The 20,728-nt window shown below is 40.5% G+C and carries 20 protein-coding genes; 16 read left to right on the top strand and 4 right to left on the bottom strand.

Going from position 1 to position 20,728, the window contains the following annotated elements:
• Positions 1-135: 135 nt before the first annotated feature.
• The 6 genes from HPC67_RS03700 to HPC67_RS03675 all read left to right on the top strand — a co-directional run bounded on the left by HPC67_RS03700 (position 136) and on the right by HPC67_RS03675 (position 8,488).
• Entirely contained in the window at positions 136-1,125 is a 990-nt protein-coding gene (locus HPC67_RS03700) for an ABC transporter substrate-binding protein (RefSeq protein ID WP_246569610.1), read from the top strand.
• Positions 1,126-1,290: 165 nt separating this feature from the next.
• Positions 1,291-2,151 (top strand): ABC transporter permease, encoded by an 861-nt coding sequence (locus HPC67_RS03695; protein WP_217586073.1) that lies wholly within the window; start codon positions 1,291-1,293, stop codon positions 2,149-2,151.
• Positions 2,148-3,368 carry a quaternary amine ABC transporter ATP-binding protein gene (locus tag HPC67_RS03690; protein ID WP_217586072.1) on the top strand — a complete coding sequence of 407 codons (1,221 nt, stop codon included), beginning with the start codon at positions 2,148-2,150 and terminating at the stop codon, positions 3,366-3,368. Before HPC67_RS03695 ends, HPC67_RS03690 begins: the two co-directional genes overlap by 4 nt.
• Positions 3,369-3,855: 487 nt before the next feature.
• Positions 3,856-5,607 carry an ABC transporter ATP-binding protein gene (locus HPC67_RS03685; RefSeq protein WP_217586253.1) on the top strand — a complete coding sequence of 584 codons (1,752 nt, stop codon included), beginning with the start codon at positions 3,856-3,858 and terminating at the stop codon, positions 5,605-5,607.
• A gap of 2 nt (positions 5,608-5,609) precedes the next feature.
• A complete protein-coding gene (locus HPC67_RS03680; protein WP_217586071.1) occupies positions 5,610-7,637 on the top strand; it encodes an ABC transporter ATP-binding protein in 2,028 nt (675 codons plus the stop codon).
• 23 nt (positions 7,638-7,660) lie between these two features.
• The gene (locus HPC67_RS03675; protein ID WP_217586070.1) at positions 7,661-8,488 is read left to right on the top strand and encodes a S1C family serine protease; all 828 of its coding nucleotides are present in this window, start codon (positions 7,661-7,663) and stop codon (positions 8,486-8,488) included.
• 37 nt (positions 8,489-8,525) lie between these two features.
• Here the strand turns inward: HPC67_RS03675 and HPC67_RS03670 are convergent, their stop codons facing one another.
• Positions 8,526-8,762 (bottom strand): YhdB family protein, encoded by a 237-nt coding sequence (locus HPC67_RS03670; protein WP_217586069.1) that lies wholly within the window; start codon positions 8,760-8,762, stop codon positions 8,526-8,528.
• 297 nt (positions 8,763-9,059) lie between these two features.
• On the opposite strand from HPC67_RS03670, the gene HPC67_RS03665 reads away from it, so the two are divergent.
• The 3 genes from HPC67_RS03665 to HPC67_RS03655 all read left to right on the top strand — a co-directional run bounded on the left by HPC67_RS03665 (position 9,060) and on the right by HPC67_RS03655 (position 11,947).
• A complete protein-coding gene (locus HPC67_RS03665) occupies positions 9,060-9,674 on the top strand; it encodes a YhcN/YlaJ family sporulation lipoprotein (RefSeq protein ID WP_246569608.1) in 615 nt (204 codons plus the stop codon).
• A gap of 125 nt (positions 9,675-9,799) precedes the next feature.
• Entirely contained in the window at positions 9,800-11,170 is a 1,371-nt protein-coding gene (locus tag HPC67_RS03660) for a dipeptidase (protein WP_217586068.1), read from the top strand.
• Between the two features lie 18 nt (positions 11,171-11,188).
• Positions 11,189-11,947: a (S)-benzoin forming benzil reductase gene (locus HPC67_RS03655; protein ID WP_217586067.1), complete on the top strand. Its 759-nt coding sequence runs from the start codon at positions 11,189-11,191 to the stop codon at positions 11,945-11,947.
• 89 nt (positions 11,948-12,036) lie between these two features.
• On the opposite strand, the gene HPC67_RS03650 is transcribed toward HPC67_RS03655, so the two are convergent.
• A complete protein-coding gene (locus HPC67_RS03650) occupies positions 12,037-12,129 on the bottom strand; it encodes a YjcZ family sporulation protein (protein ID WP_217586066.1) in 93 nt (30 codons plus the stop codon).
• A 316-nt stretch (positions 12,130-12,445) separates the two neighbouring features.
• Here HPC67_RS03650 and map point away from each other — a divergent pair, with 316 nt between their 5' ends.
• The 4 genes from map (at position 12,446) to HPC67_RS03630 (ending at position 14,941) form a co-directional block, all read left to right on the top strand.
• Positions 12,446-13,195: a type I methionyl aminopeptidase gene (map, locus tag HPC67_RS03645; RefSeq protein ID WP_217586065.1), complete on the top strand. Its 750-nt coding sequence runs from the start codon at positions 12,446-12,448 to the stop codon at positions 13,193-13,195.
• A gap of 160 nt (positions 13,196-13,355) precedes the next feature.
• Complete coding sequence (locus tag HPC67_RS03640; RefSeq protein ID WP_425514294.1) at positions 13,356-14,081, top strand: AzlC family ABC transporter permease; 726 nt, start codon at positions 13,356-13,358, stop codon at positions 14,079-14,081.
• The gene (locus tag HPC67_RS03635) at positions 14,078-14,371 is read left to right on the top strand and encodes an AzlD domain-containing protein (RefSeq protein WP_217586063.1); all 294 of its coding nucleotides are present in this window, start codon (positions 14,078-14,080) and stop codon (positions 14,369-14,371) included. The genes HPC67_RS03640 and HPC67_RS03635 overlap by 4 nt, the downstream gene beginning before the upstream one ends.
• Before the next feature lie 30 nt (positions 14,372-14,401).
• On the top strand, positions 14,402-14,941 hold the full coding sequence (locus tag HPC67_RS03630) for a GNAT family N-acetyltransferase (RefSeq protein ID WP_217586062.1): 540 nt from the start codon (positions 14,402-14,404) through the stop codon (positions 14,939-14,941).
• A gap of 65 nt (positions 14,942-15,006) precedes the next feature.
• On the opposite strand, the gene HPC67_RS03625 is transcribed toward HPC67_RS03630, so the two are convergent.
• Complete coding sequence (locus HPC67_RS03625) at positions 15,007-15,885, bottom strand: cation diffusion facilitator family transporter (protein WP_217586061.1); 879 nt, start codon at positions 15,883-15,885, stop codon at positions 15,007-15,009.
• 356 nt (positions 15,886-16,241) lie between these two features.
• On the opposite strand from HPC67_RS03625, the gene HPC67_RS03620 reads away from it, so the two are divergent.
• From HPC67_RS03620 to HPC67_RS03610, 3 genes are all read left to right on the top strand, one after another.
• Positions 16,242-17,471 carry an MFS transporter gene (locus HPC67_RS03620; RefSeq protein WP_217586060.1) on the top strand — a complete coding sequence of 410 codons (1,230 nt, stop codon included), beginning with the start codon at positions 16,242-16,244 and terminating at the stop codon, positions 17,469-17,471.
• A gap of 101 nt (positions 17,472-17,572) precedes the next feature.
• Positions 17,573-17,806 (top strand): IDEAL domain-containing protein, encoded by a 234-nt coding sequence (locus HPC67_RS03615; protein ID WP_217586059.1) that lies wholly within the window; start codon positions 17,573-17,575, stop codon positions 17,804-17,806.
• 545 nt (positions 17,807-18,351) lie between these two features.
• Positions 18,352-19,662, top strand: a complete 1,311-nt coding sequence (locus tag HPC67_RS03610; protein WP_217586058.1) for an MFS transporter — start codon at positions 18,352-18,354, stop codon at positions 19,660-19,662.
• A gap of 78 nt (positions 19,663-19,740) precedes the next feature.
• Here the strand turns inward: HPC67_RS03610 and HPC67_RS03605 are convergent, their stop codons facing one another.
• Positions 19,741-20,655, bottom strand: a complete 915-nt coding sequence (locus HPC67_RS03605; protein ID WP_217586057.1) for a zinc dependent phospholipase C family protein — start codon at positions 20,653-20,655, stop codon at positions 19,741-19,743.
• Positions 20,656-20,728 lie beyond the last annotated feature (73 nt).

Genomic DNA, 20,728 nt, shown 5'->3' with positions numbered 1-20,728 from the left:
TCAACTTTTGGGTGCTTCATTTTCTCCTTCCACGTCTGTTTCATATCAATCTTTGTCCGTAATCGACAAAACGTATCACATTCTAAACATAGGTTCTGCATGAAGAAAAACAACAACACTATGGGGGTATACAATTTGAAGAAAACAATTTTGGCAATTTTCTCAGCATTACTTCTTACCATGCTTGCGGCATGTGGTGGCAGTGATGAGCTAGAGACAATTACATTTGCTGATGCTGGCTGGGACAGTATCAAAGTACACAATTATATTGCACAGACAATTATTGAAGAAGGATATGGTTTTAAGACTGAGACAACGACAGGATCTACCCAAGCGACATTTCAAGGACTGATTGAGGGAGATATTAACGTCTATACAGAAGTGTGGACAGACAATATTAACCCTGCTTATGACGAAGCAATTGAAAATGAAGAGATCGTAAAACTATCAACCAACTTTGCTGATAATGTTCAAGGACTTTACGTCCCAACATATGTGATTGAGGGCGATGAAGAGCGTGGCATTGAACCGATGGCACCTGATTTAAAAACGGTTGAGGATTTGAAAAAGTATCCAGATGTCTTTGAGGACCCTGAAGACCCTGATAAAGGCCGTATTTTAAATGGACCAAGTGGTTGGACTGTTGAAGAGGCCATATCAAAGAAATTTGAAACGTATGGTTTAGATGAGACGATGAACAACTTTATCCCAGGATCTGATTCAGCGTTAGTGGCAGATTTGGTCAATCATTACGAAAAAGGTGAGCCATGGGTTGGCTACTATTGGTCACCAACATGGGTTACGGCAAAATATGATTTAACACTTCTAGAAGAACCTGAATTTGATCAAGATACATGGGATGAAACAAAAGGGACTGCATTCCCACCGAACGATGTCGTGGTAGCTGTTCATAAAGATTTCCCTGAACAAGCTCCTGACGTGACTGAGTTTCTCAAAAACTATGAAACAAGTACTGAGCTAACAGAAACAGCATTGAAATACATGAACGAAAATGATATGACAGCAGAAGAAGCCGGAAAATGGTGGATGCAGGAATATGAAGATGTTTGGACGAGCTGGGTTTCTGATGACATCGCAGAAAAAGTCAAGAATGCTCTGAAGTAACACTTGAGGGCAGCTGGCCGATCTGGTTGGCTGCTTTCGTGTTTTACGATAAAAGCGGCGTGACAAGAGCTACATGTGTTGCCTTTGCTGTCATAAATCGCATCAAAAGGTATAAATACTATCTATAAAGAGAGGTGAGTCGACTGCACGTGCTGCAGTCTGCCTATGTGGGATTTTCCAGAAATACGCACGAACATCGGTGAATATGTAAATAACTTTGTAAAGTTTTTAGACCGAACATTTGAAGGGTTTTTTGAATTTATTTTCTTTGTGGCCTCTCGTACGATCAACGGTATCGATGATTTCCTCGTATTCCTACCTTGGTGGTTGTTCATTATTATTATCATCTTATTAGGCGCGTATTTTAAATCTGCTTTAGCGGGGATATTGTACGGTATATTTGTATTTTTAATTGGAACGTTTGGACTGTGGGAAGATATGATGACGACAATTGCGATTATTGTGTCGGCTGTTCTTATATGTTTAATTATCGGTATTCCAATCGGGGTCTGGATGGCATTCAGTGAGCGATTTTCAACTATAATTCGACCATTGCTGGATGCGATGCAGACGATGCCGAGCTTTGTCTATTTGATACCAGCGATCTTTTTCTTTGGCCTCGGTAACGTATCAGCTATTTTTGCAACATTAATTTATGCGCTACCCCCTGTTATTCGTTTAACGGAGCTGGCGATTCGTGGTGTCGATAAAGAAGTCGTTGAATCTGCGCAGTCATTCGGGTCATCAAGGTGGCAAACACTTCGTAAGGTGCAGCTTCCACAAGCTTTACCGACCATTATGGCTGGGGTGAACCAAACGACGATGATGGCATTAGCGATGGTCGTTATTGCATCAATGGTTGGCGCCAAAGGGCTAGGGGAGCAAGTGCTCATCTCTATTAACCGTATTGATATTGCACTTGGCTTTGAAGCAGGCATTAGTATTGTATTTCTTGCGATTATAATTGATCGTATTACAAATGGTGTGGCCGATAAGTTCCAAAAGCATAGGAGGGTTGGCAAATGAGCCATATTAGACTTGAGCATGTATCGAAAATATTTGGGCCCAAACCAAAATCCGTCATTCCAATGATTGAGCAAGGTATGTCAAAGGAGGATATTTTAGCTGATACAGGTCATACAGTCGGCGTATATGATGCGTCGCTTGAAATCGAACGTGGTGAAGTATTCGTCATTATGGGATTGTCTGGAAGTGGTAAGTCGACGTTAATTCGTTGTTTTAACTTATTAAATAAGCCGACAACAGGTTCAATCTATATCGATGATGACGATATTATGTTGTATAAAAATCCACAGTTAAAAGAGGTCCGGCAGAAAAAAATTGCCATGGTGTTTCAGCATTTTGGTTTGTTTAACCATCGCACAATACTAGGAAATGTTGAGTATGGACTCGAAATTCGCCAAGTGCCAAAAGAAGAGCGCCAGGAAATAGCTATGAAGAACATTGAAATCGTTGGCTTAAAAGGCTATGAGGACAAATACCCTGATGAGCTTTCAGGTGGTATGCAGCAACGAGTTGGCTTAGCGCGGGCATTGGCCAATGACCCTGATATTCTACTAATGGATGAGCCATTTAGTGCGCTTGATCCACTGATTAGACGAGAAATGCAACTCGAACTATTAGACATCCAAAATAGGCTTCAAAAAACGATCATATTTATTACACATGATGTGAATGAGGCCTTTAAAATAGGGGATCGTGTCGCTGTTATGAAGGATGGTCGTGTCGTCCAAGTCGGTACACCTGAAGAAATTATTGAAGCACCTGCTAATGATTATATATCAGAGTTTATTAAAGATATTGATCGTTCAAAGGTGTTCCAGGCAGAGCATGTTATGACGAAACCGAATGCGCTTGTATCAGTAAAGGATGGCTTGAAGGTTGCCATTAAAGAAATGGAAGAAAACGGCATATCAAGTGTGTTTGTCGTTGACAGAGGGCGTCACCTTCAAGGGATCGTAACGATTGATGACGCGATTGAAGGGACGAAACAAAAGAAGCAGCTGATGGACGTGTTGCGTACAGATGTTACGACGGTTGATAGGGAGGAATATGTGAGTGAATTAATTCCTAAAGCACTCGAATCTTCCTTTCCACTAGTTGTTACAAATGAAGACAATCGTGTGGAAGGAATCATTCTCCGCGTTCATGTCATGGCAGGGCTTGTCGCAGATGATGTTGATGAAAGTGAAGAATACCAAGGCACTGTACCATTAACGTAATATATAAAACGAGAAGTCATCTTCATGGCTTCTCGTTTTGTGTCTATCACGTATTGCGGGCGGTTTCACGAGGTTTAACGCGCCATTATTCTTTTCGGTTACCGCTATGAAATAATTGGATAAAACTCATATTTTTTCAAAAAATGCTTTACTTTATAAATGGTGTCGGCTATACTGAATATATTCAAAAATGAGAGGAGGTCACTAAAATGGAAAACGTAATCATGAGCATTTCAACTTTAACAGAATTTTATCCACATGTGGCCTCGCCGGTTGTACGATAGCTTTTTAGATGACAATGAGGGCCGCATATGTTTGTGGCCCCGCTATAAGTGTATAGGGATACGTGTATTCCTTTGCCTAAGAGCATGCGTCACAGACGTGTGCTTTTTTTGTGCGCTTATAAGCTACAGGACACCCGACGGGGAAAAGTTAGTGTATGAGTCATATTGATTCGTACGAATGGAAGAGAGAGAAGGTGAACGATTTGTTTGCGGTTTTTAAGAAGCTCGATTGGTTTTTTAAACGGTATTGGAAACGGTATGTATTTGCCATTACGGCTTTAATTATTGCGAGTGCGATCGGACTTATTCCACCTAAATTGGTAGGATATATTATTGATCATATTCAATTTGACACGTTGACGATGCAATTGTTGACAATGGTCATTTTAGGATACGTCACGTTAACCGTTGTACATTATGCTATTTCGTTTTTATGGGATTATACGTTATTTGGCGGTGCCGTCATTCTTGAGAGATGGATGCGAAGCCGATTAATGGACCATTTCTTAAACATGTCACCAACGTTTTTTGGTAAAAATCGAACGGGTGATTTAATGGCGCGGTCGACGAATGACTTGAAGGTCATTTCGCTAACAGCTGGATTTGGTATTTTGACACTAGTGGACTCTACGACATTCATGTTTATGATCATTGCCGTAATGGGCTTTACGATCAGCTGGCCTTTAACATTTGCTGCTTTGATTCCACTGCCAATTATGGCTGTAATCATGAACAAATACGGTACAGCCATTCATAGCCGCTTTACAGCTGCACAGGCTGCCTTTAGTGATTTGAATAATAGTGTTCTTGAATCAATTAAAGGGGTGCGTGTTGTAAGAGCGTTTGTTCAAGAAGAACAGGAGGAGCAACGCTTTCAAGCAATGACTGAACATGTCTATGCGAAAAATATGGAAGTGACTAAGATTGATGCATTGTTTGAGCCGACGATGAAAATTCTTGTCGGTCTCTCTTACACGATTGGCTTAGGCTACGGTGCGATTCAAGTGTTTGAAAATAAGATATCACTTGGTGATCTTGTCACATTTAACGTCTATTTAGGGATGTTGATCTGGCCAATGTTTGCGGTTGGTGAATTAATTAATATATTACAACGTGGTAATGCGTCACTTGACCGGGTTAATGAAACGTTAAACTATAAAGCAGATGTAACAGATGCTGAGAATCCGGTAGATGTGCAGCATCCTGATACGATTGACATTGATCATTTGACGTTTTCTTACATAGGAAGCGGCAAAAACCAATTATCAGATGTATCACTTCACGTGCGTCAAGGTGAAACGATCGGTGTTGTTGGCAAAACCGGTGCAGGAAAAACGACGCTATTTAAATTGCTTCTAAGAGAATACACCCGGTTTGAAGGATCCATTAAAATATGTGGCGTTGATCATGCCAATATCCGTTTGAACCAGCTTCGCAACTGGATTGGCTATGTTCCACAAGATCAGATGATGTTCTCTAAAACAATTAGAGAAAATATTCAGTTTGGCAAGGCGGATGCAACAGATGAAGAAATAAACCGTGTCATGGAGCTGGCACATTTTCTAGAAGATATAAAAGCGTTACCTGAAGGGCTTGATACAGAGGTTGGTGAAAGTGGTGTCACCCTTTCTGGTGGTCAAAAGCAGCGGGTCGCGTTAGCCCGTGCGTTTATCAAAAATCCAGATATACTCATTCTTGATGATGCGTTATCAGCTGTTGATGGAAAAACAGAAGCAAATATTATCGCACATTTAAGAGAGGAACGGAAACATAAGACGACATTTATAGCCGCACATCGGCTGTCAGCTGTCGCACATGCTGATCACATCATCGTCATAGAAGACGGGAAAATAGTGGAAGCAGGAACACATGACGTGCTCATGGCTTCAAAAGGATGGTATTACAGTCAGTATATACAGCAACAGCTTGAAAGTAGTCAAAAGGAGGTGGACTAATTATGAAAAAGCAATCTGCTGAACGACGATTAATAGGTTATGCATGGACATTTAAAAAAGGAATTTTGATCGGAATTGCCTGTCTAATGATTGCGACAGGGTTGGAATTAGCGGGACCGCTTATCGCTAAAACGGTTATTGACGATCACATTCTCGGTGTAGAAGGACAATGGGAACGCGTTACTGAAAATGACGACCGATATACGGTCAGTTATGAAGACACATTTTATAAACGTTCAGATCGGATAGATGGTGAGGAAAGCTCAGGAACATCAACTATTTTACAGGTTAAACGAGATTATTATTTGGTTGATGGAGTGATTCCGCTGGAAGGCAAACGCCAGCTTGACAAGGGATCAATAGTCATTCAGACGGCTGATGAAACAGTCACATTTACAGGCGAAAAGCTATCACTTACGGATGTGTATCAATTTTTCAAACCAGAGCAACGTCCGATCATTTTTTTACTCGTTTTGTATATGGTGCTGCTACTCATAGCGGGGGTGTTTCAGTTTTTTCAGACGTATAAGCTGCAGCAGGCATCTAATCGGATTGTACAAAAAATGCGTAACGACATATTTGCGCATACCCAGCGTATTCCAATTGATTATTACGTGAATGCGTCAGCTGGGTCAATCGTGTCTCGGGTGACGAATGATACGGAGGCGATTAGAGACTTATATGAACGGGTTCTTTCGATTGTTGTGACGAGTGTCATATATATGGCTGGGATTTTTGTTGCGTTATTTATTCTTGATCCTAAGCTTGCGGCCTTTGCACTTCTACTCATTCCTTTAATTATCGTATGGATGAAGGCTTATAAGACGTTGGGAACGAAGTACAATACGGTGATTCGCTCGACGGTTAGTTCGATTAATGGTCATATTAACGAATCTATTCAAGGCATGCCAATTATTCAAGCGTTTTTAAGGCAAAAGCAAACGAAAGAAGAATTTGAAACGCTAAATGAACGTCATTATAAGTACCAGCGGAAACTTATGAAGCTCAGTGCTTTAACCTCGTTTAATTTGGTTACAGTCTTTAGAAATCTAGCGTTTGTTGGCTTTATCTGGTATTTTGGAATGTTCTCGTTAGAGCCAGGCGCCCTTTTATCAATTGGGATGTTATATGCAATTGTTGATTTGCTTAACCGACTATTTGAGCCTGTGACAGATATCGTCAATCAGCTGCCTCTCATCGAGCAAGCACGTGTAGCAGGTCGGCGCGTATTTAAGCTATTAGATCATGAAGGCGAACCTGTGCAAAATGATAAAATCGCCAAATATCGTGGAGGTATTCGCTTTGATGATGTATCCTTTGCGTACAATGGTAAGGACTATGTATTAAACAATATTAATTTTGAGATTAAACCAGGACAGACAGCCGCTTTTGTTGGGCATACAGGCTCAGGCAAAAGTTCGATCATGAATCTGTTGTTCCGTTTTTATGATCCACAGCACGGTCAAATTACGATTGACGGTCAAAACACGCAGTCACTGTCCCGACAGCAAGTGAGAAGCCATATGGGGATTGTTTTACAGGATCCATTCTTATTTAGCGGTACCATTTTGTCCAATGTGACATTGGGAGATCCTAATGTATCTGAGGAACGGGCAAAAGAAGCGCTTAAAGCAGTTGGAGCTGATCGCTTTATTGAACAACTGCCGAAAGGGTATGACGAACCTGTATCTGAGGGCGGAAAAAGCTTTTCATTAGGCGAGCGCCAACTCATCTCATTTGCAAGAGCACTTGCGTTTGATCCAGCAATTTTAATACTTGATGAAGCAACAGCTAATATTGATACTGAAACAGAACAAATCATCCAACATGCTCTAGACGTCTTGAAAAAAGGTCGTACGACACTCGTTATTGCTCACAGACTTTCAACAATTCAGCAAGCAGATGCGATTTTTGTGCTTGATCATGGTAAGATAGTAGAAAGCGGTAATCATGACGCGCTCATTAAACAAACAGGGATTTATCATAATATGTACCAAATGCAGCAAGGGCAGTTAAAGCGCGTGAATTAATCTTTTGTGAATTGGGTGATTTGATGTCGCGTGACGATCGAGATCATTATGACATTATTGATGAAGATTTATATGAGGAATTCGATGATGAAGAACTGTATGAGCTCGTTGAAGCCGAACGACAAAAAGCGCTCCAAAGAGCACGCGACGAAAAGAATGAACCGAAGACAAAACGGCCGTTTCCTAAATGGGCGTTTTGGCTGATTGCATGTGCGATGGTGTTAAATCTGGTCGCTTTATTACCGAAGACCTTTTCAATAGCTGCGTTTGACTTTTTAAAAACATCAGCTGTTTTATCGACACAGGACGATATTAACGACTATAAACAGGCTGTTGTTGTTGTTGGAACCGAAGACGGAAGAGGAACTGGGTTTGCCATTTCTGAATCAGGTACGGTTATAACGAATCACCATGTTGTTGAAGACGAGAATCGTGTAACCGTTGCTTTTCCTGAAGAAGGATTGTTTAACGCTCATGTTGAAGCTGTTTACCCGGAAGTCGATCTCGCAGTTTTACAAGTCGATGCGCCGGATGAACGACTGCCATCGTTACAGCTTGCGAATAAAACAACATTTAAGCAAGATCAGGCGATTTATTTCATTGGCAATCCATTACGGTTTCAAGGCATTGCAAATGAAGGCCATATTATTGGCTATACTGAGTTATCGAGTTGGAATGAACCTGTCCTAATGGTTGATGCACCAATTTATCATGGAAATAGTGGCAGTCCAGTCATTACAAAAGACGGAAAAGTCATTGGCGTCGTTTTTGCGACACTAAAACATGACATCCATGGTAAAGTAGGCCTTGTCATTCCAATTGATTATTATTATGAACGGCACGTAAAGTAAATATGTTTAAGCACCGACACTAGAGGTCGGTGCTTTTTTAAACGTCTAAGGTAACAGTAGGCGTGTATTTCATAGCATGATCAATATAGTAAAGAAGATCATCATGAGCGGATAAAATCGCACGCTCATTTGGTGAGTAATGATACGCATTTAAAAAGTACTGTATTTTCTTTGATAACAGGTCATCCTCTGTACGCACCATGAGTACAAGCAATTCATCCCAATGCCCCCACAACGTGTAATATAATGCTTTGTCGTAATCTGGTATATCCATGCTTTGCCCTCCTTGAATTCAAGGATTTTACAGAAACACTATCTTGAAGACATCGTGTCGTCGAGCAATTTTTACAAACGATCAACCGGAATGGCACATCCAAAATTTAATTCTGAATTGTAACATCACGATGAAAGCAGCAATACTGTTCAACATATTGTTTAGCTTCCCCTTTACATCATTATATTTGCAAAAGGAAAATTGGTGTCTATGCCAATTTAAGGTTTACCATGACACGAGCATAAAACATTGATTCTGCTTCATACTAAACGCAAAACGAAAAGGAGGTATGTAGCAATGAAGAAATGGACGATAAAAAGTATGATGCTTGCTGTTGTTCTCGTTCTTTTTGCAGCGTGTCAAAATGTTGATGATAATGATATGGAACAAGGCATGCTGAACGATCGAGATAACAATAATAATGTCGAACGAACCAGATATCAGAACAATGATCAAAACAATATGATGGATCGGAATCGTCAATATGACGGGCAGCAGAATAGAAACAATGACAACAATCGTCAATTAAGTCGTGATCGGAACAACAACAACGATAACCGTTATGAAGTTTCCGATGAAGCAGCGAAAAGAATTACTGATCAAGTTAAAGGTATCGACTCTGCATATGTTTTAACAACTAATAACAATGCATATGTCGCGGCAATGCTTAATGATGGTCAAAAGAATAACGGAAAACGTGGAAATGACTTAACCAATGACGTTAAGGATAAGATCTCTAAAATTGTTAAAGATGTGGATAAAGATATTGACAATGTCTACGTCTCAACCAATCCCGATTTCGTTGATTTAACGAATAACTATGTGAATGATATGAATAATGGTGAACCAGTCGAAGGCTTTTTTGACCAAATGGGTAATATGATTAAACGATTATTCCCACAAAATCGGTAGCAATGAAGTCTCGTCCTCAATTGGGCGAGACTTTTTTAATGCTCAAATTAAAATTTAGAGGCTTTCAGTCGTGTTTTTTCTGACGGCTATGCTAAAATGTATAAAAACCGTGGGAGGAATGACTGATGAGTATGAATGCTGTGAAATACTTGGAAGATCATCATGACAAATTGTTGGAAAAGCTGAATGCCTTTTTAGCGATTCCGAGTGTCAGTACAGACAGTGTACATAATCAAGATATTATAAAAGCTGCTGAATTTCTAGAATCCTATTTAGAAGACATCGGATTTACCAATGTGTCACAAATGGATACAGGTGGGCACCCACTCGTTTATGCTGAGTACAATGAGGCTGGAGCTGACGCACCGACTGTTTTGGTTTATGGGCATTATGACGTTCAGCCTGTAGATCCAATTGCTGAGTGGAAAAGTGAGCCGTTTAAACCAGAAATCAGAGACGGGCGTCTTTATGCAAGAGGTGCGAGCGATGATAAAGGTCAAGTGTTTATGCACTTAGCTGTGTTTGAAGCGTTTATGAAGACAGAAGGCAAACTGCCAGTGAATGTTAAAGTGTGCATTGAAGGTGAAGAAGAAATTGGCAGCGAAAATTTGTACAAAATGCTCCATAATAAGCGCGAAAATTTTGCGGCTGATTTTGCAGTCATTTCTGATTCGGGGATGGTCGACCACAACCAACCAACAATTTTATATGGACTTAAAGGATTTACTGGACTTGAAGTGACGGTTGACGGCCCGGATCATGATGTTCATTCAGGGCTTTACGGGGGAGCTGTTCGCAATCCACTGATGGCCTTAAGTCATATTCTCGCATCATTGAAAAATGAGGAAGAGGTTGTGACGGTTGACGGTTTTTATGACGGTGTTGAACCGATGACAGATCAGGAACGTGATCTTATTAAAAATGTCCCTGGCGAAGACTACGAGTCAGCGTTAGGTATAACTGAAACAGTATCTGAAAAAGGCTATACGGCGAAAGAGCATACGATGGGACGTCCAACATTAGAAATTAATGGTATGTACGGTGGCTATCAAGGGGAAGGTACAAAGACAATTATTCCATCATCTGCCACTGCTAAAATCACGTGCCGTCTCGTACCGGGTCAAGATCCTGAACGCATTCAACAGTTGCTGGAGGATCATATCCAAGCTGTTGCACCAGCTGGTGTTCGTGTTCACGTGAAGAAAGAGAATTTATCGGCAAAGGCGTATAAAGTTGAGCCAGATCATCCTTTAATTCAAAAAGCAGCGGAAAGCTATACAGAGGCTTTTGGAAAAGAGACTGTCTTCGTTCGAATGGGAGGCTCTATTCCAGTTGTTGAATGGATTGAAGCCATTTATCATATTCCAATTGTGTTAATGGGCTTCGGTACACCAGATGACAGACTACATTCACCGAACGAAAGCTTTCCATTAGACAGCTTTACACAAGGAATGACGACGCTTGCTCATTATTGGACAAAAGTTGGTCAAAAATAAACTGAGGGGGATGTTTGAATGCATGTTGCTATCGTAACAGGTGTTTCGAGAGGACTAGGCGCAGCAACAGCTCAATTATTAATGGAGAATGGCACTCATGTTATTGGCATATCTCGTAAAACGAATGTTAAATTAAAGGAGACAGCTCATCTCAATCACGTGTCTTTCACCCATTTTCAATGTGATTTAGCTGACGTGAGCGCGATTGAAGAGACCTTTACAAAAATTAGCAGCTATTTAACCGAACATCATGTCCAGCGATTTGACCTGATAAACAATGCAGGTGTTGTCGAGCCGATTCATCAGTCTATGCATATAGATAACGCAGATCTTCAAAATCATGTCATGATTAATACAGTCGCTCCGATGGCTTTAATGAATATGAGCTTAAAATATGCAACAGATCATGACGTTGCGTTTAACGGTGTGACGGTTACATCAGGCGCAGCAGAGCGTCCTGTATATGGCTGGAGTGCCTACTGTAGTACAAAAGCAAGTATGAATATGTACACAAAAACAGTAGCGCTTGAACAAGAAGCACTCGGCACACAGCATAACGTATTTGCCTTTAGTCCAGGTATTATGGATACGGATATGCAGACGGATATTCGTCAAACGTCAAAAGCAGCCTTTATAGAACGCGATACGTTTCGTGACTATAAAGAGCAAGGAATGCTACGCACGCCAAAAGAAGTAGCAAGCGTTTTGGTAGATATTTTAGGTGATGCAGCACGTATTGAAAATGGTCATATATACAATGTCCGTGATTATATATAAAAATATACAAAGGAAATCTGCCCAAGATTTGGGCAGATTTTTTTAGTGCTTTGTAGTAAGCCTTTGATAGCGATGGAAAATATCCTAGCTTAATACCAAAAGCTTGCACCTACAATGATCAGCAAAATAAATAACACGACAACTAACACAAAATCGTTACCATAGCCGCCATCATAACCCATGAAATAGCACCTCCTCTTATGGTGATCGAGTAGGATAAACGCTTCACTAATCGTAAACCTCACGCAAAAATAAATGTGAGAGAGGTCAGTAAGTCTAATCGGTACAATGTTGGGATGGTTTTTTGCAACAATGGAGGTTTACGTTAGCAATACAGTATATGCATGTTACCTTATTGTGTAAGGGCACATATAATAAATTAGATGCTGAATGCCGGTGTGGCTGTGCTTGATGATGAATATAATGTTTTGTGGTACACTTTAAGAAGGATATTCATGCAGGCTTCTATGAGTGATTTTACTGGAAAGGAAGAAATAAATGATTACTAGGAAAAGTAAGCGAGAAATTGAAAAAATGCAAAAGGCGGGCGACTTGCTCGTTGCCTGTCATAAAGAAATAGCTAAGATGATTAAGCCAGGCGTAACGACTATGGAAATCGACCAATTTGTGGAAGGATTTTTAGCAGAACATGGTGCCACACCTGAGCAAAAAGGGTTCAGTGATTATCCTTATGCAACTTGTGCTTCCATTAATGATGAAATATGTCACGGGTTTCCACGAGAAGAAGCTCTAAAAGATGGCGATCTCGTCACGATTGATATGGTCGTGAATCTAGATGGTGGTTTGGCAGACTCTGCATGGACATATGCTGTAGGTCAGGTTGATGAAAAAGGGCGCCGCTTAATGGATGTGACAAAAAAGGCTCTATATAAAGGAATTGAACAAGCAAAAGCAGGAAATCGCATTGGCGATATTGGGCATGCGATTCAAACGTATGCAGAAGGTGAAGGATTTTCGGTTGTACGTGACTTCACTGGCCATGGCATTGGCCCAACAATTCATGAGGAACCACATATCCCTCATTTCGGATTGCCTAATAAAGGCTTACGACTCAAAGAAGGTATGGCCATTACGATCGAACCGATGATCAATGAAGGAGAATGGCAGAGTAAAATGGATGCAAACAATTGGACCGCTAGAACCGTGGACAAAGGCCGCTCTGCTCAGTATGAACACACCCTCATCGTTACAAAAGGAGAACCAATTATCATTACCGATCAAGATTAATGAAAAGCAGTATGACCCGCACATATGTTGTGACGGGTTTTTCTTTGGCTTTTTTAAAAGGACGACCTATAAAAATGTAACGTCAATATACAGTTTCCTTTACCTTTTTTTTCTGTTTGTTATAATAGTATATCAATTGAAAAAAGAGTGAGGGATGAGGATGGAGAGGGAAGCACAAGAAGCCTCGTTACCAACTGCAAAGGATATGATGAAAAAAGGCTTTATAGTCGGTTTTCCGATCATGCTCGGTTACTTACCGATTGCTTTGACATATGGCGTGCTGGCTAAACAGGCGGGCTTAACATTACTCGAGCTTGTCGCGATGAGTGTCCTTGTATTTGCAGGGGCAAGTCAATTTATGGGCGCGAACATGATTGCAATTGGTGCAGGTGCAGCTGAAATCATCATCGCAACACTTGTTTTGAATTTCCGTCATTTTGTCATGAGCTTATCGTTTGTTAACCACATGCGTGATATTGGACTTCGCTGGAAAGTTCCCTTATCATTGGGACTGACGGATGAAACATTTGCCGTATCAGCCATACATAAAGATGAAGGTAAAAAGAAGTATGGACGATATTTCTATGCAGGACTTATATTAACGGCTTATTTTTCATGGGTATTTGGATCATTACTAGGCGGTCTTTTAGGTGATATTATCCCTGAACGACTGAGCGAAAGCATGGGGATTGCACTGTATGCCATGTTTATTGGTTTGTTGATTCCTTCAGTTAAAAAAGAGCTAAAAGTCGGTTTAATTGCTGTTGTTGCCATGTTGCTAAATTATGTATTTGGAATGTTTATGTCCGATGGTTGGGCAATTGTATTGGCAACGGTTATTGGCGGGTTTAGCGGCGTATTTTTACTGAAGGAGGATACGAGATGATATTTGTGATAATCGTGGGCATGGTACTTGTAACGATGATTCCACGTGCCATACCTGCATTGATCGTTGATAAACTTGAATTTCGTGATTGGGTTAACCGCTGGTTGAATGGAATTCCATTCGCTGCTCTTGGTGCGCTTATTTTTCCTGGTATTATGACTGTTCAAGGAGAGGACCCTCGAATTGGATTGTTAGGGGGCCTTGTTGCGATCGGACTTGCTTTACTTGGACTAAATGTCATTCTCGTTGTGTTCGGTGCCATCATCACTGTGTTCCTATTATCTATGTAAGAAAAGCGGTTTTAGTCAGGGGGACATCTTATGTTTACGATACGAAAGGCTGTGTACGAGGATGCAGAAGAAATTGCTAATATTCACGTGCAAAGCTGGAAAAGTACATATGCAGAGCTTTTGGATGAAAAAGACTTATCAAATATGACGTATGAAAACCGCAAAATATTGTGGGAAACGATACTTCAGGTGCAAAAAGCAAATCAATGCACACTCGTAATTGAAAATGGTACGCAAGTGGTTGGATTTATATCTGGCGGACCAGAGCGAACGAAGCGCTTTGATTACGATTGTGAAATATACACGATATACTTATTGGATGCCTTTCAAAAACAAGGGCTTGGGGCACGTTTATTAAAAGCCTTTGCAGAAGAGATGAAACGATTAGAGTTTGGTTCCTTACTCGTTTGGATTTTAAAGCAGAATCCGTCCAGCAGATTTTATGAACGGTATCAAGCACAACCAGTTGGAGAAGAAGCCACAACAATTGGGGAAGGCACATACCAAGAAACAGCTTATGGTTGGACTTCCATCGACAATTTGTTGGACTTATTAAATCAACCTGTATAAGTGAATGTTGAATACAAAAAAAGCGAAGAAACCTTTTACAAGGACATTTCTTCGTTTTTTTTGCTTTAAGTATGCGATTCATAATACGGTTCGATATGAATGTGTGCATATGTGATATGATGTTTCTCCTCGAGTAGACGTTCAACCTTCACAGTTATATCATGGCTCTTCTCGACATTATGTTCTGGATCAACGAGAATGGTAATATCTATAAGCGCCTTATTACCATGAATGCGCCCCTTTACATCCGCAACTTTTTTAACATCTGCAACGCGCGCCACACTTTCTTTAATTTCCATAATCCGTTTTTCATCAAATCCATCCGTTAAAGCATGTGTCGCATCTTTAAATATATCCCACGCCGTTTTACAAATGATTAACCCTACAATAAAACCAGTTAACGGGTCAAGCCAAAAAAGTCCAAGCTGCGCCCCACCGATACCGATAAAGGCACCAATACTAACGAGCGCATCGGAGCGGTTATCTTGAGCAGCTGCATATAGAGCGCTACTGTCTACTGTGCGTGATAATTTAAGATTAAAGCGGTATACAGCATACATGACGATGGCACCACCTAGTGCCACCCAAGCTGTTAACATATCAGGCTGGGTAGTTTCAAGCGATATCAGTTTTTGTATGGTATTTGTGATGACTTGTATGCCAACCGTGACCATAATGAAAGCAGCGATCAGTGAAGCAATCGTTTCGGCACGATAATGTCCATAGTGATGATCTTCATCAGGAGGTCTGCGTGAGATTTTTAAGCCGATTAAAACAGCAACAGATGCAACAACATCCGTGGCGTTGTTTAAGCCGTCTGCTTGAAGTGCGTGTGAGTTGCCGATATGAGAGAACACTAATTTAGTCGAAGCAAGGATCAGATAGGCAAAAATGCTAATCCATGCGCCTTTTTCCCCTCTTTTTAAATCATCTACTCTCTCCATCGATTTACCTCCATCTCTATAGTGCAACATAACTAAAGTATATTCAGTGTATCAAACCCTATTCTGGTGGGTCTAGACAAACATTAAAGCCTAAAGGTATACTTCTTGGCTTAAGGAAACATTCCTAGCGTTGTGATACAAAATAATCGGTATCTAAGTGATATCTTTTCTTTTATGTTTAGATGACTGAATGTGTCTATGGAAGACGCCAAAATAAACGAACGTGTATGTCATAATTTTTTGGATAAATATCCAAAGAGCATTCAAGCATAAAAACATCATTCATGTACAAAGTAATGATAGTTTAAAGGTCAGCTTATGCTTGACTGAATCGATTACGTAAAGGATGTAATGTCATGACAGAAACAAGCAACAGTGGTGTTGCCGATCAAAGTAAAAGACGGTGGGCAATTGTTTCACTTGCATCAATTCCCCTTATTATGACATTAGGCAACTCAATGCTCATTCCAATACTACCTCTCATGGAAAAAGAGCTCGGTATATCGGCCATGCAATCGAGTTACATCATTACGGTTTACTCGATTGTTGCAATTATTCTTATTCCAGTGGCAGGTTTTCTATCGGACAGGTTTGGACGGAAAAAAGTCATTATTCCTGCCTTAATTTTAACGGGAGCAGGAGGTCTAATTAGTGGTATTGCATCATGGAAAATGGACGACCCCTTTATAATCATATTATTAGGAAGAATTCTGCAAGGCATAGGGGCATCAGGTGCAGCGCCAATAGTGCTTCCACTCGTAGGTGATATGTTTCAACGGGATGAGGATGCAAGTTCAACAATGGGGATAATTGAAACGTCTAATACTGCAGGAAAAGTACTCAGTCCTATTCTTGGATCAGCTCTTGCAACCGTCATCTGGTATTTACCCTTTTTATCAATCCCGGTATTCAGTCTCGTATCAGTTTTACTCGTTGCTTTTTTAATTCAAACAAAGGATAACGATGCAGGCAATAATGAAGATGAACCATTCACGTTGAAGGCGTACTTAAAATTGATTAAATCTGTCTTTAAAGAACACTCAAGATGGTTATATGCTGTTTTTGCAATCGGTGCCATATTAATGTTCATATTGTTTGGCTTCTTATTTTATTTATCCAGTATTCTAGAAGATACATTTGGCTATGAAGGGATTTGGAAAGGGCTCATGCTTGCGGTGCCATTATTAGCGCTTGCGATTGCTTCTTATATATCGGGGAAGCAAATTAAGGATAACCTTGTCGTTATGAAATGGGTAACGTTTATTGGAATTGTTTTGGCTGGGAGCAGTGTTATTGCTATCCCGTTTAAGGCACATCCGGTATATTTACTGACTATATTCTTTCTATGTGGCACAGGAATTGGCATGGCATTACCCGCTCTCGATGCTTTAATTACAAAAAGCCTTGATAAGGATGTACGTGGTATCGTTACATCCATTTATAGTGCAATGCGCTTTATCGGGGTGGCAGCTGGTCCGCCAACAATTGCATTTCTCATGACAAAGGATATTGCCTGGATTGCCGGACTATTAGCGATATTTGCCCTTGGAGCTGGTTGGCTGGCATATAGAAATATTGATCCATAACGCACATTCTTATATGATAGACGTCCATTTTTAATATTTATGCTTGCAATTATTCAAAAGATTAAGCATAATAATAAAAAGGGACCAAAGGAGTGTGTGCCATGCCAAAACAGACTGCAAGTTGCACGTACGTTCGTTACACTGGTCCAGTTATTCGGGCAAAGCGCGAAATTCCTTATGAACTACAAGTGTCTGCCCGATTGATCATGGATGAATTATGTTATAAGTGGAATAAAAACCAATTGGAAGCAGCGATCAATGACGCAATAGATTCTGGAGATCGAAATATGTTTTTGGAGCTCGGTGAGCAATATAAACCGTATCGTTATGAATAACGATGGATTAACGTCTTGTCACAGCTGGCAAGGCGCTTTTCCTATGTCTCGTACCGTCCCTTAATTTTTAATGTGATGCAAGCCACTTTAAAATACATATAAACCCAAGATGACGGACTAACATCGCACACATCATGGCAGTGTTAAATAAGTGATAAATTAAGGTTAAAAATGAGTCTTTCAGAGCAGAAATAATTGTATTTTTGTTATTCTTATACATAAGTGGATGATGTATTTCAGATCGTTCATGATGTAGGTTCATTCATATATGAAATAGACGCACATACTGAGTTACCTGGAATGGAAGGCGGCGACTCCTGCGGGAACAGCACGAGTCTTGAGACCCCACAGAGGTTAAAAGGAAGGAAGGCTAAGGTCGCAACGTCCTGTTGCAACGCCTTCATGACCAACCTCCTGTTGGCCCGAGGCTCAAGCCGTGCCCGCGGAAAGCGTCCGCCTGCAGTGAAAGGTAACGGGTTTATAACACTTAACGGTTCTGAACAAATAGGCTTAAAATCAATGCTTATATAAATTATAAAAGGGGTGTGTATGTGAAATCTAAGAAGAAAGAAACGCTTAGCTGGGTATTGTATGACTTTGGAAATTCAGCTTTTGCCACGACCATTATGGCAGCGGTCCTTCCAACATTTTATTATGATGTCGCCGCTAAAGGCTTAGGGGATTCAGTAGCGGCTAGTTATTGGGGTTACTCACAATCAATTGCAGTTCTCATTGTCGCAATTATGGCACCGATTTTAGGCGCTATAAGTGATTATTCTGCCGCAAAGAAAAAATTCCTTCGTTTCTTTGCCTATATGGGAATCATTGCAAGTATTTTACTAGCGTTTGTAGGTGAAGGCGATTATCTTTTTGCGTCTGTTCTACTCATCATCGGAACGATCGGTTTTTCTGGAGGGAACGTCTTTTACGATGCTTTTTTACCAGAGATAGCTGATGAACAGGATATCGATAAAGTATCGACTTCAGGCTTTGCTTGGGGGTATATTGGCGGTGGTGTGCTACTTGCTATTAACATCCTCATGATTTTAAAACACGATTGGTTTGGCTTGCCGAATGCAACAGCTGCGAGTCAAGCAGCGTTCGTTACCGTCGGTATTTGGTGGTTTATTTTTTCCATTCCCCTATTTAGAAATATCCGTGAGGAAAAGAAAATAGCCGTGAAACGAGATCGTTCATATATTGCGATCGGCTTTTCTCGAGTTGGACATACATTTAAGGACATCAAGCAGTATAAGCAATTGCTCATTTTTTTATTAGCGTTTTGGATGTACAACGACGGCATCTCAACGATTATTAAGATGGCTACGATTTATGGGAAAGATATCGGCATTGATACGAATTCATTAATTATTGCACTTTTAATTACCCAATTTGTCGGAATACCTTGTACATTTTTCTTCGGTTATCTTGCTAGAAAAATTACAGCAAAACGGGCATTGTTAATTGCGTTATACGTGTATTTAGGCATTGTTGTGCTCGGTTATTTCATGTCATCGGCGCTGCATTTTTACTTGCTAGCGATTTGTGTTGGACTCGTTCAAGGTGGTGCGCAGTCGTTAAGTCGATCGATTTATGGCCGAATGGTTCCAAAGAACAAACATGCTGAGTTTTTTGGTTTTTATGGAATATCATCAAAGTTCGCAGCAATTGTTGGACCATTTGTGTTTGCATTGGTCGGTCAATTAACCGGTTCAAGCCGCCTCGGTATCTTCTCACTTGTGTTTTTCTTTATCGGTGGTATTATCCTATTGAAATTCGTTAATATTGAAAAAGGCATGGCAGAGGCTCAAGCACACTCAGACCCGGCATCTGCAACGAAGGTCACGACCCAATAAGTGATGTTGGGGCTCATATACAATTGAAAAAAGCATCCGGCCTCATTTTGAGAGCCGGATGCTTTTTTTCAAATCTGTTCAGACAATGGGACTGCTATATTGATTTTTAAGGTTTAAGTTGAGTGGTTTACCGGTATCATAGGATATATTTGCAATCAGCTTCCGCAATCGCTCATCTGATACATCATCATTTGCTTGCCAATACATAAGAATTTCAGTCAGGATCGCAATTCCTTCTTCGCGGCTTTTTTGATATAAATCAACAAAACTTTCTGTGCGCTGCTCATTTGTTGCTGAATGGTACCATGCACGGCGTTCCATATTTAAATAGTCAATGTTGTTTTTGATTGGTCGATGGGAAAAGGCACTAACGAGCGGCTTAAACAATAGATTTTTCCATCCAATAGGGTCGGCTAATAGTCTAAGCGCACGCTTCATATCACGATAGGCCTTTTGTATATAAGCTGAGTTATCTTGTTGTGTACTAGGAAAGTATGTCTTGATCGTGTTGTGTAGTAAATCAGCAATATCATCTGGCAACGACCGACCTACATCAATTTCTTTAAAAACAGGTGCTTTCCATGTTTTTAGTTTATGAAATTGATCCATCATAATTGTATCAATAATAACTTCTAGCTTTTGGTGATCATTGCCGTTGTAGCCTGCACGATAGTGGATATATGGATGGGTGTTTCGATCGAGAATATGATGCGTGACAAAGCCGAACACATAAGCACGCACATGTGGCTTCATATGTTTCGCATGATGAATGAGATGCATTAAAACGTCGCCACAATGCTCGGTATGTAGTTGGTTTCCTATCTCATGTATAGGTTCATCCTTAATCCAAGGCCAGAAATTGTAGTAAAAAAAGGGGTCAGGACCTTGAGCACCTAATTTCATAAAGCTGTCATACTGAATAAACGGATTCGGATTATCAATCATATCGGCCACATCCTCACAAAAGAGTGTGTGGGTCCAAATATTGGGCATCACGAAAACCTCCTCTCGTACGTTACTGCCTTTGATTTCAGAAGACTTCCGTTTGCGATACTAACAGGTGAAC

The sequence above is a fragment of the Lentibacillus saliphilus genome (assembly GCF_019093865.1).
Taxonomy (GTDB): domain Bacteria; phylum Bacillota; class Bacilli; order Bacillales; family Amphibacillaceae; genus Lentibacillus_B; species Lentibacillus_B saliphilus.
Note: the sequence above shows the minus strand (reverse complement) of the source record. Positions and strands in the feature narration are given on the sequence as shown.